At 47.4% G+C, this 14,274-nt stretch carries 13 protein-coding genes; 7 read left to right on the top strand and 6 right to left on the bottom strand.

The window, feature by feature from the left end; translation table 11 throughout:
• The first annotated feature begins 200 nt into the window (after positions 1–200).
• Entirely contained in the window at positions 201–629 is a 429-nt protein-coding gene (locus tag VN23_RS01640) for a hypothetical protein (RefSeq protein ID WP_052746497.1), read from the top strand.
• Here the strand turns inward: VN23_RS01640 and VN23_RS01635 are convergent.
• The gene (locus tag VN23_RS01635; protein WP_046351098.1) at positions 613–1,524 is read right to left on the bottom strand and encodes a LysR family transcriptional regulator; all 912 of its coding nucleotides are present in this window, start codon (positions 1,522–1,524) and stop codon (positions 613–615) included. The two genes, VN23_RS01640 and VN23_RS01635, sit on opposite strands and share 17 nt — an antisense overlap.
• A gap of 101 nt (positions 1,525–1,625) precedes the next feature.
• Between VN23_RS01635 and VN23_RS01630 the strand changes: the two genes are divergently transcribed.
• Together VN23_RS01630 and VN23_RS01625 are read left to right on the top strand one after the other, a co-directional pair.
• Positions 1,626–1,880, top strand: a complete 255-nt coding sequence (locus VN23_RS01630; RefSeq protein WP_046351097.1) for a DUF2798 domain-containing protein — start codon at positions 1,626–1,628, stop codon at positions 1,878–1,880.
• Position 1,881: 1 nt separating this feature from the next.
• Complete coding sequence (locus VN23_RS01625) at positions 1,882–2,313, top strand: carboxymuconolactone decarboxylase family protein (protein ID WP_046351096.1); 432 nt, start codon at positions 1,882–1,884, stop codon at positions 2,311–2,313.
• Between the two features lie 213 nt (positions 2,314–2,526).
• Here the strand turns inward: VN23_RS01625 and VN23_RS01620 are convergent, their stop codons facing one another.
• On the bottom strand, positions 2,527–3,819 hold the full coding sequence (locus tag VN23_RS01620) for a lipase family protein (protein ID WP_082752545.1): 1,293 nt from the start codon (positions 3,817–3,819) through the stop codon (positions 2,527–2,529).
• A gap of 1,116 nt (positions 3,820–4,935) precedes the next feature.
• Between VN23_RS01620 and VN23_RS22370 the strand changes: the two genes are divergently transcribed.
• Positions 4,936–5,082 (top strand): carboxymuconolactone decarboxylase family protein, encoded by a 147-nt coding sequence (locus VN23_RS22370; protein ID WP_197432998.1) that lies wholly within the window; start codon positions 4,936–4,938, stop codon positions 5,080–5,082.
• 684 nt (positions 5,083–5,766) lie between these two features.
• Here the strand turns inward: VN23_RS22370 and VN23_RS01615 are convergent.
• The 4 genes from VN23_RS01615 to metE form a co-directional block, all read right to left on the bottom strand.
• On the bottom strand, positions 5,767–6,018 hold the full coding sequence (locus VN23_RS01615) for a hypothetical protein (RefSeq protein WP_046351094.1): 252 nt from the start codon (positions 6,016–6,018) through the stop codon (positions 5,767–5,769).
• Positions 6,019–6,402: 384 nt separating this feature from the next.
• Positions 6,403–6,885 carry a GNAT family N-acetyltransferase gene (locus tag VN23_RS01610; protein ID WP_046351093.1) on the bottom strand — a complete coding sequence of 161 codons (483 nt, stop codon included), beginning with the start codon at positions 6,883–6,885 and terminating at the stop codon, positions 6,403–6,405.
• A gap of 103 nt (positions 6,886–6,988) precedes the next feature.
• Positions 6,989–7,504 carry a GAF domain-containing protein gene (locus tag VN23_RS01605; RefSeq protein ID WP_052746495.1) on the bottom strand — a complete coding sequence of 172 codons (516 nt, stop codon included), beginning with the start codon at positions 7,502–7,504 and terminating at the stop codon, positions 6,989–6,991.
• Between the two features lie 178 nt (positions 7,505–7,682).
• Positions 7,683–10,025: a 5-methyltetrahydropteroyltriglutamate--homocysteine S-methyltransferase gene (gene metE / locus VN23_RS01600; protein WP_046351092.1), complete on the bottom strand. Its 2,343-nt coding sequence runs from the start codon at positions 10,023–10,025 to the stop codon at positions 7,683–7,685.
• A 308-nt stretch (positions 10,026–10,333) separates the two neighbouring features.
• Between metE and VN23_RS01595 the strand changes: the two genes are divergently transcribed.
• The 3 genes from VN23_RS01595 to VN23_RS01585 all read left to right on the top strand — a co-directional run bounded on the left by VN23_RS01595 (position 10,334) and on the right by VN23_RS01585 (position 14,226).
• Positions 10,334–11,269 (top strand): LysR family transcriptional regulator, encoded by a 936-nt coding sequence (locus tag VN23_RS01595; protein WP_046351091.1) that lies wholly within the window; start codon positions 10,334–10,336, stop codon positions 11,267–11,269.
• A 325-nt stretch (positions 11,270–11,594) separates the two neighbouring features.
• A complete protein-coding gene (locus VN23_RS01590; protein WP_062654794.1) occupies positions 11,595–13,109 on the top strand; it encodes a thioredoxin family protein in 1,515 nt (504 codons plus the stop codon).
• 262 nt (positions 13,110–13,371) lie between these two features.
• Positions 13,372–14,226: an AraC family transcriptional regulator gene (locus tag VN23_RS01585; RefSeq protein WP_052746494.1), complete on the top strand. Its 855-nt coding sequence runs from the start codon at positions 13,372–13,374 to the stop codon at positions 14,224–14,226.
• The last annotated feature ends 48 nt before the right edge of the window (positions 14,227–14,274 follow it).

Here is a 14,274-nt window from a genome sequence, read left to right as displayed (position 1 = left end):
GGTTAATACCCAGCTTGCAAACTACTCTGCGCCCAGCCTGTTGCAGCGCAGCAAAAATCACGATAAAAAGTATTTGCAATTCAAAGCAGATGACGCGTATATTATTGGACTCCATGTTTTATTATTTTTTAAAAATATAAAAACATTGCTAAAAAAATAAACTATCTCTTAAATAAAATATACATAGCGGGGCAATAGCTGTGAAAGCAAAATTAAGCGATATCATTGATGCCATCGATTTTATGGGTGGTGATCCTAATCAAAGCTGCGAAGGATTTATTCACCTTGAAAGCGGCAACATTTATTTACGATCTGAATATTTAGATGCCATTGACGATATAGAAGCCCTACCCAATGATCTAGATAATAATGCGCTCTATCTGCCTTTACCTACAAAAAACGATTTAGGTTTGGGCAGCCAATTACCAGTTTGTTTTGCCGAAGAATATGCGCCGGATTTTTATAATGAAGTGCAGGCTATGTTCAGACATCAGGGTGCTTTTGGCCGGTTTAAAGATTGGGCAAACCGGCATCAATTGCTGGCGGCATGGTATCGCTTTGAAAAAGAATGTAGTGAAAAAGAAATTAAAGCATGGTGCCGTATACACAAGATTAGCTTAATCGACTAAGTACACCGTTAAGCAAAGGTTCTTGCTCAGCAAAAGCCAATAAATGCTCTAACAAAGCCCGAACTCTGGCAGGCAGATAGCGCTGCTGTGGCCACACCGCATACACAGCGCGTTTATCGGCCTGCCAATCGGGCAACACTTCCTGCAAAACGCCGCTCGCCAGCTCCTCGCAGCACACCGTAATCGGGCAGGATAAAATCCCCACGCCCTCTTTAGCCATATGCACTGCCAAAGCCATCTCGTTTACCCTGAAGTGCGCTTGGCCCTGCACAATGCATTTTTCCCTGCTCGTCTTATGCACAAACACCCAGCGCGTCATCGGCTCGGCCAGAATCAGCTGATGCTGGTGTAAATCATCCGGCGTAAGCGGCGCGCCGCTGCGCTGTAAATAAGCGGCAGAAGCCACCGTCACCCAATGCACCTCGCCCAAACGGCGTTGATTAAAACTGGAATCCTGCTGCTCACCCGCCCTGAGCGCCAGATCAGCACCGCTGGCAATCAAATCTTCCTGCAAATTGCTCAGTTTTAACTCCAGCCTTACCTCAGGGTACTTTTGCATAAAGCTTGCCCAGCAGCTGCGGAAAATACCATTGGCCAGATTAATCGGGGCTAATACACGCACCAACCCGCTGACGCTGTGCTGGGTGGCATCTAATGCCTGCGTGGCCTGTTGCAAAGCTTGCAGCAGGGGGCGGCATTGCTCGTAATACTGCTGGCCTTCGCTGCTCACCTGCATACGCCGCGCACTACGATTCAGTAAGCGGCAGCCCAGCTGCTGCTCCAGCTTTTGCAAACGCCGTGTCAGCGTGGCTGGCGGCAAATCCATTTTTTTAGCCGCAGCGCTTAAGCTGCCTGCCTCCACAATACAAACAAACAGTGCCAGATCATCGAGCATGATTTCATTTTTGGAATTTAACTTTGATTTTATGATTGTATTATCATTTAATCGCTTTTGCTATGCTCATCTTCATTCAACACACACAAGAGCTAAGCAATATGTCTGATACACAAAAATTCCGCTGGGTTTTCTCTTTTCTGATGTCGCTGCTGATGTCCGGCGTGATGAGCGGCTGGGTCACCTGGATTGTGGCCGGCCTGAATGGCCACTTTTTTGCCAGCTGGGGCAGCGCCTTTATCACCGCCTGGCCCGCAGCCTTTACCATCGTCATGCTCTGTGCTCCAAGCGTACAGCGGCTTAGCCAGCGCATCGTGATGACCCGCCATGTAGCAGCCAATCAGCCAGGAGCTTAAAATGCCAAAACTACGCTTACCCTATTTTGATTTATCCGCCGAAGCACTCACAGGATTACGCAGCGTTAAAAGCTATTTAGAGAATAGCGCTTTAAATAAAACGCTATTGGAATGGGTGTATTTACGTGTTTCTCAAATCAACGGCTGCTCGTTTTGCCTGAAACTGCATAGCAAAGCCTTAAGAGCAGCAGGTGAAAATAACGAGCGTTTAGATAGCCTGGCAGGCTGGCACAGCAACCCGCTCTTTAGCGAGCAAGAACGCGCGGCATTGCAATGGGCCGAATCACTCAGCCAAATCGCCACCACCCACGCTCCCGATGCTGATTTTGATATTTTAAATAAATATTTTAATGAGCAAGAAATATCAGACCTGACATTCGCCATTGCCAATATGAATGCACTGAATAGGGTTGCGATTGCAATGCGGCAATAAGCGGTGGTTTGCAAAAAAACCTAAAGTCTGTAAGTACAAAGAGAGGGGATATTAAAACAAAGCGCATTGCGCCGTCTGAAGTTTAAAATTTATGCAATACGTTCCGCTTATTGGTGCCTGCCCTACAAAACCATGCACCTGACGGTGTCAAAACACAGTTAAAAACAAAAAATTAACTATATTCTGACACCGATTATTACCCAATTAAATAGCTCAGCGTTGTGAAGGCGGCAATAAAGTACTGCAGTTCGATATTATTTTTTGTCCAGAAAATAATTTCTGCACAAAAGGAATAGAGTCAATTAGCGATGCGGTGACTGCCCCACTATGACCTTGACCTGGGTAGTAATGTTGTTCAACTACACTTCCGGCAGTACATGCATCTTTTGCGAGTAAATATTGAACCGCCGTTGGCACGCTTGTATCTAATGCGCCCGTCCCTATAAAAAGTGGCGTATTTAATTTAAGAGTAGGATAACTGGCTCGTGGTAAAACTTGATTTGTCCATATTGCTACATCAGAGTTAAACACATCTGCAGTAGTCAGTTTATTTTGCATAATATAGTTCTCTATATCACCCAAACATTTACTTGCTGCAAAAGAATAAAAATCTTTTCCTTTATTAGTCAGTTGCTTTGATAATAAAAAATCTGGCAGCACAAGTTCCGCTGTGGCATAGCTAAACCATGCATATGATTCTAATGTGGCAATTACTGAAGTAAAGCCAGTAGACGGTATTTTGGCAACTAATGAATCTAATAATGGAGCTATTTGATGTAAGGCATAAGGAACTCCCGTCGCTACAGTTCCTAATACGTTAAGCTCTGGCGCATACATGGGAGCATAAGCCGCTGTAGCTACTGCAGCTTGTCCACCTTGGGACTGCCCAACCGTAACTACAGAGCGTGATAGTTGAGGAAATGCACGCTGAGCCGCACGCACTGCGTCCAATACGCTATAAGCCTCTGGACGAGAATGCAAATATGGATGCAAGCCTGGAGTACCCAAACCTTGATAATCACTGGATACGATTGCATACCCTTGGTTTAGCCAAGTGTCTAAATAAGCAATATCTCGTTGAGAGCGCCCGCTCCAAGATGGAGCACAAACGTCCGCAACGCCTACGGTCCCATGTGCCCATGCAATCACTGGCCACCCCCCTGCAGGTGGCGTGCCCTTAGGAAACTGAATGTCACCAGAAACATAAATTGGCGTTTTGTTATCCACTCCATTTGTAGAGGTGTACAGAATTTTCACCCCTTGCGAAGCATTCGATAATACTTGCCCCTGGGGCATTGTTTCTTGGCGGAGCAATGTTCCCGGTATTGACGAAAAAGTGCCCGCCCACGTATAGAATGGAGATACACCTCCATCTGCAGTAAATGTTTTTGCTTGTTCAGTCGTATCTCCAGAAGCATCATCATTTCCGCCACAGGCCGCTAATATAAGGCTTAGCGATACAATAGACATCCATTTAAAACAGGAACCAAAAGTACTATGTCGCATATATTTTACCTATTAATCAGGGTTTAATAAAAAATATTAGTGATAACATATAGCTTTATTAAAAATAAACGTACAGAGACTTTCTTGTGTTTTTAGCGAACATAGTAAAACGTTATATGAAATTTCCACCTCCAAAATTTAGGCTAGTATTTTCATATTAAACCAAACAATTAAAAATCAGTAATTTTCAACAGGCCACTTGGTAATACCTCCATAAAACCAACGCATTTTATAAGCTGAATTTTTTCGCAGCCTTTGAGAAATTTCTGCATAAAAATGTGGACATGATGCCCCTAGGTTATTGCGCATAAAAACAATTAGAAACTCGTAGTGCCTGACCTACACCGCGTAGTGTGGCATGAGCTCCATACTTGTTTAATAAATATCACCTCAAGAAAGCACTGCATTTAAAATAAAATACAATTCACCATCCTCAGGAAGGGTATTTAATAAACCAATCTTAAACATCTATTAATAATAAAACAATCCTTATCATAGTAAAAAAACAAAGCATTTTATATTTATAAGGTTTGCGCCAACTTTGCAATCAGGTTCTTCATGCTATTGCCATAGCATCAAATGCATTAAGCATATAAACCAGCATAAAAATAAATCATAAAATTAATTTTACCAACAACAACCTTTAATGTATTAAGCCTATAACTCTAATTGCACACTATACATGATGAAAATAAGAAGCAGTACACTGTTTTAATGTGGAAACTTTCTAATTATTTCGATAAATTTAATTAAAATACACAAATGGCGAGATAATCTCCCTCAGAAAACCAGCTATAAGCCCGTAGGTACGAACCGCTAGGCGTTTCGTACTTTCGAGCAATTTAGTGGAAAGGAAAATCAATATGCTTAATATCGTTATATTGCAGGGTGAAGTACTTTGAACTGTAATAATTAGGAAACGCCATGCAGTTCCTACCTGTGAAGCTTACAACAGAATGATTAAAACTTCGCACTCGCAACAACGCTACCATATCTGAGCAATCTTCAACTCTGTGACGCTGTACTGCGCTCATATCTAAGAGAGGAGTAACTCGATGCTCTGAATGCCCAGAGCTCAAGACAATTTCATCGAGAAACGACAACTCGTATCTATGAATGCTTTTGGAATGGGTGAATTTGCGTGTTTCGCAAATCAACGGCTGCTCGTTTTGCCTGAAACTGCATAGCAAAGCCTTAAGAGCCGCAAGGGAAAATGAAAAGCGTTTAGATAGCCTGACAGGCTGGCACTGCAGCCCTCTTTAGCGAGCAAGAACGCGCAGCATTTCAATGGGCCAAATCACTCAGCCAAATCGCCACTACCCACGCCCCCGATGCTGATTTTGAAATGTTAAAAAAACATTTTAATGAACAAGAAATATCAGATTTAACCTTTGTAATTGCCAATATGAATGCCCTGAATAGGGTTGCGATTGCAATGCGGCAATGAGGTGGTGGTTTAAAACCTAAAGTCTGTAGACACAGACGATGGGGAAATTAAATTTAGAACACAGATAAAACATGATAATCATGCATGAAGACTTGGGACAGATCGTAGTTAAATGCAAACAACTAACAGTGAGCTGTCCCCAGTTTCCACTGGTAAAAACCCTACGACCTTTGTTACGGGGGCAGCATCATCCAAGAAGCAGCCGTAAACATAAACCAGACAATTGAAACACACCATAATGCTATAGTTGGCTTTCGCGAATCAGAGCAGATGGTAAGAATTATAAAAAAAAGCTGGGCTACCCATGAAAATAATTGAGTGCTAAGAATAAAATTCCCAACATGAAAAGTATGGTTATCACTTAAATATGGCAAAAATGTTATCGCTCCTCCTACAAGAAGCCAAAATAATAGCGCACCTATTAATATGAACATTTTTGATATCATTTAATTCCCCCTTGAAAAAAATCAAAGAAGCTAAGCCCTTTTAATTCGAAATGGTCATGCACTTGGCACATCGACCTGTATGAACTCCCAAGGAATTTTCATTTTGAAAACTTCTATAGCGTTTTCAACGAGCGAAAGCGGAAGATCCTTTTTATACAAAGTGACTTCTCGCTCCTTCTTTGTATCGTCCCGAAAAATTTCGAGAACCATTTCTTCATCCAAGTAAACCTCAATGCCGATACCATCACGACCATTACTTACGTCGCTAGCAACAATGACGTGCATATTTTGCTTGGAATCACTCATATAAGAAAAAACCTCTGGTAAAACCGTAGAGCATAATAAATACCCTGATTATGCCTCTTGTTCAACTACACATATAAATATCGTAGGGCGGGTGCAACCCGCGAGCAATGCTACTAAAAAATACGCGGGTTGCACCTGCCCTACAAATGCAAAAATCGAGTGCAATGAGCAAGAGGCATAATCAGGATAAATACAATATTGTGGACGTTAAAACTATGCCCTCCAATCTGCCCCCGACATAACAACAGACAATCAGTGCGGGTTGATAAAACGAGCCCGCCCTACATGGCTAGGGTGAGATAAGTGTTTATTTTGGATAAGCTTGAAGGCAAAGGTCAGGTCTTTCTAACAAAGTTGGAGTGTTATACCTGACCTTTTTTACACTCAGTCGAAGATCTTGGACATGATGTAATCATCAACATACGTGGACTCATGAGAGCGCTTGTAGAATTTCCTCAGTTTGCCTTCGATCTCAAACCCTAGCCGTGTATAGAAAGAAAGACCTCGCGTGTTGTCGGACTCGACGATCAACTCAATCCGCTTAGCACCTAAGCGACAAAGCTCCTCAATAGCCTCTTCAACCATGATCTGTGCAATGCCCTGCCCTTGAAACTTCGGAGCAACTGCAAGTGAACCCAAGTATGCGACGTGGCTCGCCCGCCCAGGATGCCGAGATGCTTTATAGAAGCCGGCAAGTTCTCCAGAAACCTCGTACACAAAGAAGCAGCGGCTCTCAACGAATTCATAAAAGATGGGTTTAAATGCCTCGATAGGCATAGGATCAAAGCCTAAGAAATGGATGACCTCAGCATTCATATAGATGAAAAAAACAGGTTCAAGATCACTCAATTCAGCCAAGCGGCGCATCCCTACTCCAATGTATCTAACAGGCTCTAACATAAAAGAAAACTAAGACCAAACCACAATTAAAAACATGACCCAGTTTCCAATTTCTTCATTCACCTCCACCCTATACATGCACCACCACATCAGCCTCAACCATTGGCCGCTCCAGCTCCTGCACCACCAGCTTTGCCATATCGGATAGCATTTCTATTTCAAAATCGAGCAAGGCGCCGGGGTGTTTGTCGATCAGGCAGAGCGTGCCGAGGTTCATGCCATTACTGGTTTTTAAGGGCGCTCCGGCATAGAAGCGAATGTTTGGCTCACCGCTTACGAGCGGGTTATCAAAGAAGCGCTCGTCTAATAGAGCGTCTTCAATCACAAACACGTCGTCTTGCAAAATAGCGTGGCCGCAAAAAGAGATATCGCGGGCCGTTTCTTTGGCATCCAGCCCACAAGCCGATTTGAACCATTGCCGGTTTACATCAATCAGGCTGACTACCGCAATTTGCACACGAAAAAAAGCCGCTGCGGCGCGAGTGAGGTTATCAAAACGTGCATCTGGCGGCGTATCCAGAATCAGCAGCTCGCGCAGTGTTTTTACACGCAAGGCCTCATCGGGAGGAAATGCAGGCACCTGCATAACATATCCTGTCTAGCTTATAACAATTACCATTATACTATTGAAAGCTAGTAGTGAGTCAGGCTTAAGGCTGCATTAGGTCGGGAAAAGTGGCTGCTTTCATAAGACAGGCACACTGCCGTACAATCTTGAGTCATTTAAGAATGTCCCCCTCCCCTTGGAGAGAGGGACAAAGATCTTAGTGGCAGGCACACGCGCCATGCACATGTGGCTTAGCGGGGATGCTGGCAAAGCTTGGCAGGTGGCCGTGCTCTGCTAAATGCTGACGCGCCTGGCGGGTGGCTTCCAGCATATTGGCCAAGGCCGCTTCGGTTTCTGGCCAGTTGCGGGTTTTTAGGCCGCAATCTGGATTCACCCACAGCAGCTCAACCGGCACCACTTCGGCGGCTTTGGCGATCAGGCGCAGCATGTCTTCCACCGGCGGAATACGCGGGCTATGAATATCGTACACACCCGGGCCCACTTCATTTGGATACTTGAAGGTGCCAAAGCCGGTGAGCAATTCCATATCCGAGCGGCTGGTTTCAATGGTGATCACGTCTGCATCCATTGCGGCAATGGCGGGCAGAATATCGTTGAATTCCGAATAACACATATGGGTGTGGATTTGCGTTTGATTCGCCACGCCAGATGCAGAGATACGGAATGCCTCGGCAGCCCAGTGCAAATAAGCGGCCCAATCGCTCTTTTTCAGCGGCAAGCCTTCACGGAAAGCGGGCTCATCAATCTGGATAATGCCAATGCCTGCGGTTTCCAGATCGACCACTTCATCCCGAATCGCTAGGGCAATTTGCTGTGTGGTGACCGAGCGCGGCTGATCATCGCGCACAAACGACCATTGTAAGATCGTGACCGGGCCAGTCAGCATGCCCTTCATTGGCTTTTGCGTCAGGCTTTGCGCGTATTGAGTCCACTCCACTGTCATTGGCGTTGGGCGGCTTACATCGCCGAATAAAACTGGCGGTTTGACGCAGCGGCTGCCGTAGCTTTGCACCCAGCCAAACTGGGTAAAGGCAAAGCCGGAAAGTTGCTCGCCAAAGTATTCCACCATATCGTTGCGCTCGGCTTCGCCGTGTACCAGCACATCAATACCCAGGGCTTCTTGCTTTTCTACCGCAAGGCGAATCTCGGCTTGCATTTGTTCCACATAATCGTTTTGCGCCAGCGTGCCTTTTTTGAACGCCGCACGCGCCGCACGGATTTCTTTAGTTTGCGGGAAAGAGCCGATGGTAGTGGTTGGCAGCGGCGGCAAGTTAAAGCGCAGTTTTTGCTCTGCTTGGCGCGTCGCAAACACAGCATGGCGGCGAGCATCGCCCTCGCTCAAGGCTTGAATACGGGCGCTCACCGCTGGATTATGAATCCGTGGCGATGCCGCACGTGAGGCGACTTTTGCGGCATTAGCGCTTAGCTCGGCGCTGACATCGGCCCCGCTCAAGGCGCGTTTTAACACGCTGATTTCTTGCAATTTTTGCCTGGCAAAGGCTAACCAGCCTTTTAATTCTTCATCCAGCTTGCTTTCTTGCGCCAAATCGACCGGCACATGCAATAGCGAGCATGAAGCGCTCAACCAGATATTGCGGCCTTGCAGTGCTTCTATCCGCGCCAGAATCGCGGAAAAATCGCTCACCCAGATATTGCGGCCATCCACTACGCCTAGGGATAAAACCTTGCTGGCTGGCCAGTTATTGGCAAACACGTCTAATTGCTGCGGCGCGCGCACCAGATCAAGATGCACACCGGCTACCGGCAAATCGCGCAACAGGGCCGCATGGGCCGCAACCGATTCAAAGTAAGTAGCGAGTAAAATTTTAGGACCGGTATAGGCAAAGCTGCGATACACCGGCTCGAATGCGGCCAGCCATTCTGCTTCTAAATCGAGGCCCAGAATTGGCTCATCCAACTGCAGCCACTCCACGCCTAATTTTGCCAAACGCTCAAGGATGCGGGCATAGGCCGCCACCACTTTGGGCAAAAGGCTGAGCTTATCAAAGCCATCGGCCTTCGCTTTGGCAAGGTACAAGAAAGTAAGCGGGCCAGGTAAAACCGCCTTCACCGCATGCCCCAGAGAGCGTGCCTCTTCAATTTCATAAAAGAACCAATCCACACCACCGGCAAAATCGGTATTTTCATCCAGCTCTGGCACCAGATAGTGGTAGTTGGTATCAAACCATTTGGTCATCTCTTGAGCAGGTTGCGCGGCATTGCCACGGGCCAGTTCAAAGTATTGTTTCAGACTTAGATTTTTAGCATCAAAACCAAAACGTGCAGGCAAAGCGCCCAACAGCGCCGAAGCATTCAGCATCTGGTCGTACCAAGCAAAATCACCAACCGCTACAAAATCAAGATCAGCATCTTTTTGCCATTGCCAGTGCTGGCGGCGCAAAGCATTACCCGTTTGCGCCAGAGCACTTTCATCAATCTCACCCTTCCAGAATTGCTCAACCGCAAATTTAAGCTCGCGCTGTGCACCAATGCGCGGAAAGCCAAGAATATGTGCCTTTGTAGTATGAGTAGTAGTCATCGTAATCTCTGTTTATCATGAATATGATTTGTATCATGCCAGCGGAGTTGCTATGATTCAAATTCATTATTTTCATGGTTTTGATGAAAGAAATTCAAAAAAATCTATAGACACAGAGAACACAGAGTAAAAATGCAGAACACAGAGAAAACCTGAGTTTTGTAAGCTGTATATCTTCGTAATAAGGAAGATTGTTACGTGATGAGGCTTATATTCTTTCTACCTTTGTGTACTCGCTTTTAGGTTTTCTCCCTGTTCTCTGTGTCTACAGACTTCAGGTTTTTTAAAGATTAAACAGGTCTATCCCCATGCAATCCTTACTCGAACTTCGCCACCTTAAAACCCTGCTCGCGATTCGTGAGTCGGGCAATCTGACCCGTGCGGCGGAGCGTTTGCACCTTACGCAATCGGCGCTGTCGCATCAGATTCGCCTTTTAGAAGATCACTACGCGCTGCCGCTGTTGCTGCGTAAATCCAGCCTAGGTAAATCCAGTCCGCTGAAACTCACCCCAGCGGGGGAAAAGCTTGCCCAGCTTGCCGCCGAGTTTTTGCCGCGTATCGATCAGGCCGAGCGGGATATCGCTAAATTAAGGGAAGGCGAAGCGGGCCAGCTGCGTATTGCGGTGGAATGCCACACCTGTTTTGATTGGCTAATGCCGGCGATGGATGATTTTCGCGGCCACTGGCCGGAGGTCGAGCTGGATATCGTGTCTGGCTTTCATGCCGACCCTGTGCAGCTTTTATTTGAAGACCGCGCCGATCTGGCGATTGTGTCTGAAGCCGCTGATGAGCCAGGCATCAGCTATCAGCCGCTCTTTAGTTACGAAATGATTGCGCTGATCGCCAAAGATCACCCGCTGGCGTATAAGCCCTTTTTAAGCGCCGAAGATTTTGCCAATGAAACGCTGATCAGCTACCCCGTGCCAGATGACATGCTGGATTTAATCCGCAAAGTATTAAAGCCCGCAGGCATCAACCCCAAGCGCCGCACGACCGAGCTGACCGCCGCCATCTTGCAGCTCGTCGCCAGCCGCCGAGGCATCGCCGCTCTACCCAGCTGGAGCGTGCAACATTATCTGGAGCGCGGCTATGTGGTGGCCAAACCCATCGCCGAACAAGGCCTGACATCCGATCTCTACGCCGCAATCACCCTTGCCCAAATCGACACCGCCTTTGTCAAAGACTTCGTCACCACGACGCGCGAAGTCAGCCGCCTCAGCCTGCCAGGGGTGACGTTATTGTAGGGATGATGAGATCACTTAGGGCGCGCTCGAAGCTCCGCATGCGATACAGGCATCGTTCAGCTCTGCGTGCGATGCTTGCATCGTTCAGCGAGAGCGCAGTGCGCCATTTTCAATCAAACGATTAATATCTGCTTGATTCGTAATAGCAAACTCCATATTGCGTCATATGCTATTCACACCCAACAAAGTTATGTTGATGATGCCTCAGCTTCCACCAAGCTGTCGTCATATCGCAACAAATATCAAGAAATGCTCATGATCTTTTATTCCCAATAAATATATAAGCTAAGATAGATCTACCCAAACAAATATAAGATAGGTCATCGTGAAACTCGCCCACGCCCTTGCCCTTATCCTGATGACTAGCTCTGCTTTTGCAGCCAATACGCCGCCCGGTATTGCCTGGGAGCAAGGTGATGTTGCTGCGGCTTTTGCCAAAGCCAAAGCCGAGAAAAAGCCGCTGTTTTTATACTGGGGGGCCACATGGTGCCCGCCTTGCAATCAGATTAAAGCCACGGTGTTTAATCAGCAGCGTTTTATTGATCGCACCAAGCAATTTATTCCGGTGTATATCGATGGCGATAGCGCGGGCGCGCAAAAGCTAGCCAGCCAGTTCAAGGTGCGTGGCTACCCCAGCATGATTTTGTTTAAAGCGGATGGATCAGAAATCACCCGCCTGCCGGGTGAAGTGGATGCAGATCGCTACCTGAGCACGCTGGAACTAGGCCTCTCTAACGCCCGCCCGGTTAAAGAAACACTGAGCAGTGCGCTGGCCGGCGGCAAGCTGAGCAGTGACGATTGGCGCTTACTGGCCGATTACTCATGGGATTCGGATCAGGCCCAGCTCGTCCCCGAAGATCAGCTTGCTGCCACGCTTAAAACCTTGGCCCAAGCCGTGCCCGCCTCTGAAAGCTACGCGTCCACCCATTTACAACTTAAAGCCATTTCCATTGCAGCTGGGGACAATAAAGCAAACGGCTCAGCAGAAGAGCTGGCGCTAGTGCATAAAGTGCTGGCCGATAAGCAGCAAACACGCGATAACTTTGATGTGATCGTGAATAGCGCCACCGATATAGTTAGTTATTTAAGTAAAGCGCAAACCAGTGAGCGCAGCAAGTTGAGCGATGCCTGGAATAAGGCCTTGCAACAACTAGCGCTGGATAAAACACTTTCGGCCAATGATCGCTTAAGCGCACTTACCAGCCAGGTGGCACTGGCCAAGCTGGATGCGGCCAAAGACAGCAAGCTGGCAGCCCCCATTATCAAAGAAGTGCTTGAACGCGTGGCGGAGGCAGACAAAAGCACCACCAATGGTTTCGAACGCCAGTCGGTGATCAGCACTGCGGCTTATACACTCAGCGAGGCAGGCTTGCTGGATGAATCGGATGTATTACTCAAAGCCGAGCTAAAACGCTCGCATGCGCCTTACTACTTTATGCTCTCCCTCGGGGCCAACGCTAAAAAACGCGGCGATAAAACTGCGGCCTTAGGCTGGTACGAAGAAGCGTATAAAAAATCGGTAGGCCCAGCCACCCGCGTGCAATGGGGCAGCAGCTATGTGTCCGCACTGGTTGATCTGGCTCCACAAAACGAGGAGCGTATCGAGCAAACGGCCCAAGGCATTCTGAAAGAAGTCGCGGTAACACCTAACGCTTTTTATGAGCGCAGCCGCCGCTCCTTAGAAAAAATCATCAGCAAACTTGCTACGTGGAATAAAGACAAACAGCACGATGCAGCAGTTGGCCGCGTATTGGCTCAGCTTGATGGCATCTGCAGCAAGCTGCCCGCAAGCGATCCACAACGCGCCACTTGCCAAGACTTGCTTAAGCCTAAGGCTTAAAAAAAGGCGGGCACGATGAGTGCCCGCTATGCGCCTACCCCAAACTTAGCAACCTATATCAATCGCATCTGCTTAATCTACTAGCAGCCTGATGGGCTTAAGCGATCGTTGTGAGGGGAAGTCCGGTTTGAGGCAGATTTCACGGATTTTTGAGGCGAATAGCTGGCTATTTAACGAAAAAAATCCGTGAAATATGGCCAAATCCAGCTTTCCCACAGTAGATCAGTCTTAAGCCCGACAGGCTGCTAGACATGGAGAGGCTATGAGTAAAAGCTGGAAGGTAGAGGATTATGGGCGACGGCTGATGCGGGTGGTGAATACTATCTGGCAAGATCCAACAGCAGCGTATTCGATTGAGCAACTAGCGGGCATTGCGCATTTTTCGCCATTTCACTTTCACCGTATTTACCGTGAAATGATGGGAGAAACGGTCAACGCTACCCAGCTGCGTATGCGCTTGCTGTATGCATCGCGGCAATTAGCCCAAACGAATGAAACTCCCTTAATCCGTATTGCCCAGCGTGCGGGATATCAGAGCAGTGCGGCGTTTGTGCGCTCTTTTGCTGCCGCGCACGGCATGCCACCGGGGGCTTACCGTCGGCAAAGACTCAACCACATCCATTCTCAAATTAATCAGGAGCTTGGTATGTATAACGTTGAATTTCGTAAACTAGATGCGCCGATTCACTTAGCCGCCAGCCGTCATCATGGCTCGTATCTGAAGATTGGTGAGGCCTTTGCCCGTTTGCAATTATCCAAAACAGCGCTTCCCGTCGATCCAATGAAAGTGCGCTGGTTTGCCCAATATCATGATGATCCGCAAAGTGTGGCCGAGGCAGATTTACGCTCGGATGCCTGCGTAGAGATCAAAGCCGATGGGGATTTGCCTAGCGAGCTTGCCCGGGCGCAAATTCCTGCGGGGCGCTATGGGGTGATTGAACATCGCGGCCCATATAGCGAGCTGCAACAGGCTTATCACTGGTTATTTGGGGTATGGCTGCCACAAAGCGGCGAGCAACCCGCCAATATTCCGGTGATAGAGCAATACCTGAATCTGCCGCACAATACTCCGCCTAAAGATTTGCGCACCGAAATTTGGGTGGCGCTTGCTACTTGATTAGATTCAATCATTGCCCACATAAAAAAGCAGGCCCAAACGGCCTGC

It is taken from the genome of Janthinobacterium sp. B9-8 (genome assembly GCF_000969645.2).
Classification (GTDB): Bacteria; Pseudomonadota; Gammaproteobacteria; order Burkholderiales; family Chitinibacteraceae; genus Iodobacter.
This window is presented reverse-complemented; position numbering and strand designations above follow the sequence as displayed.

What these genes read in the sequence shown, in the direction of transcription:
- VN23_RS01605 (WP_052746495.1), bottom strand. Translation starts at nt 7,504, where the DNA reads ATGCAGGTGCCTGCATTTCCTCCCGATGAGGCCTTGCGTGTAAAAACA.
- VN23_RS01610 (WP_046351093.1), bottom strand. Translation starts at nt 6,885, where the DNA reads ATGCGCCGCTTGGCTGAATTGAGTGATCTTGAACCTGTTTTTTTCATC.
- VN23_RS01615 (WP_046351094.1), bottom strand. Translation starts at nt 6,018, where the DNA reads ATGAGTGATTCCAAGCAAAATATGCACGTCATTGTTGCTAGCGACGTA.
- metE (WP_046351092.1), bottom strand. Translation starts at nt 10,025, where the DNA reads ATGACTACTACTCATACTACAAAGGCACATATTCTTGGCTTTCCGCGC.
- VN23_RS01595 (WP_046351091.1), top strand. Translation starts at nt 10,334, where the DNA reads ATGCAATCCTTACTCGAACTTCGCCACCTTAAAACCCTGCTCGCGATT.
- VN23_RS01635 (WP_046351098.1), bottom strand. Translation starts at nt 1,524, where the DNA reads ATGCTCGATGATCTGGCACTGTTTGTTTGTATTGTGGAGGCAGGCAGC.
- VN23_RS22370 (WP_197432998.1), top strand. Translation starts at nt 4,936, where the DNA reads ATGCTTTTGGAATGGGTGAATTTGCGTGTTTCGCAAATCAACGGCTGC.
- VN23_RS01630 (WP_046351097.1), top strand. Translation starts at nt 1,626, where the DNA reads ATGTCTGATACACAAAAATTCCGCTGGGTTTTCTCTTTTCTGATGTCG.
- VN23_RS01620 (WP_082752545.1), bottom strand. Translation starts at nt 3,819, where the DNA reads ATGCGACATAGTACTTTTGGTTCCTGTTTTAAATGGATGTCTATTGTA.
- VN23_RS01625 (WP_046351096.1), top strand. Translation starts at nt 1,882, where the DNA reads ATGCCAAAACTACGCTTACCCTATTTTGATTTATCCGCCGAAGCACTC.
- VN23_RS01585 (WP_052746494.1), top strand. Translation starts at nt 13,372, where the DNA reads ATGAGTAAAAGCTGGAAGGTAGAGGATTATGGGCGACGGCTGATGCGG.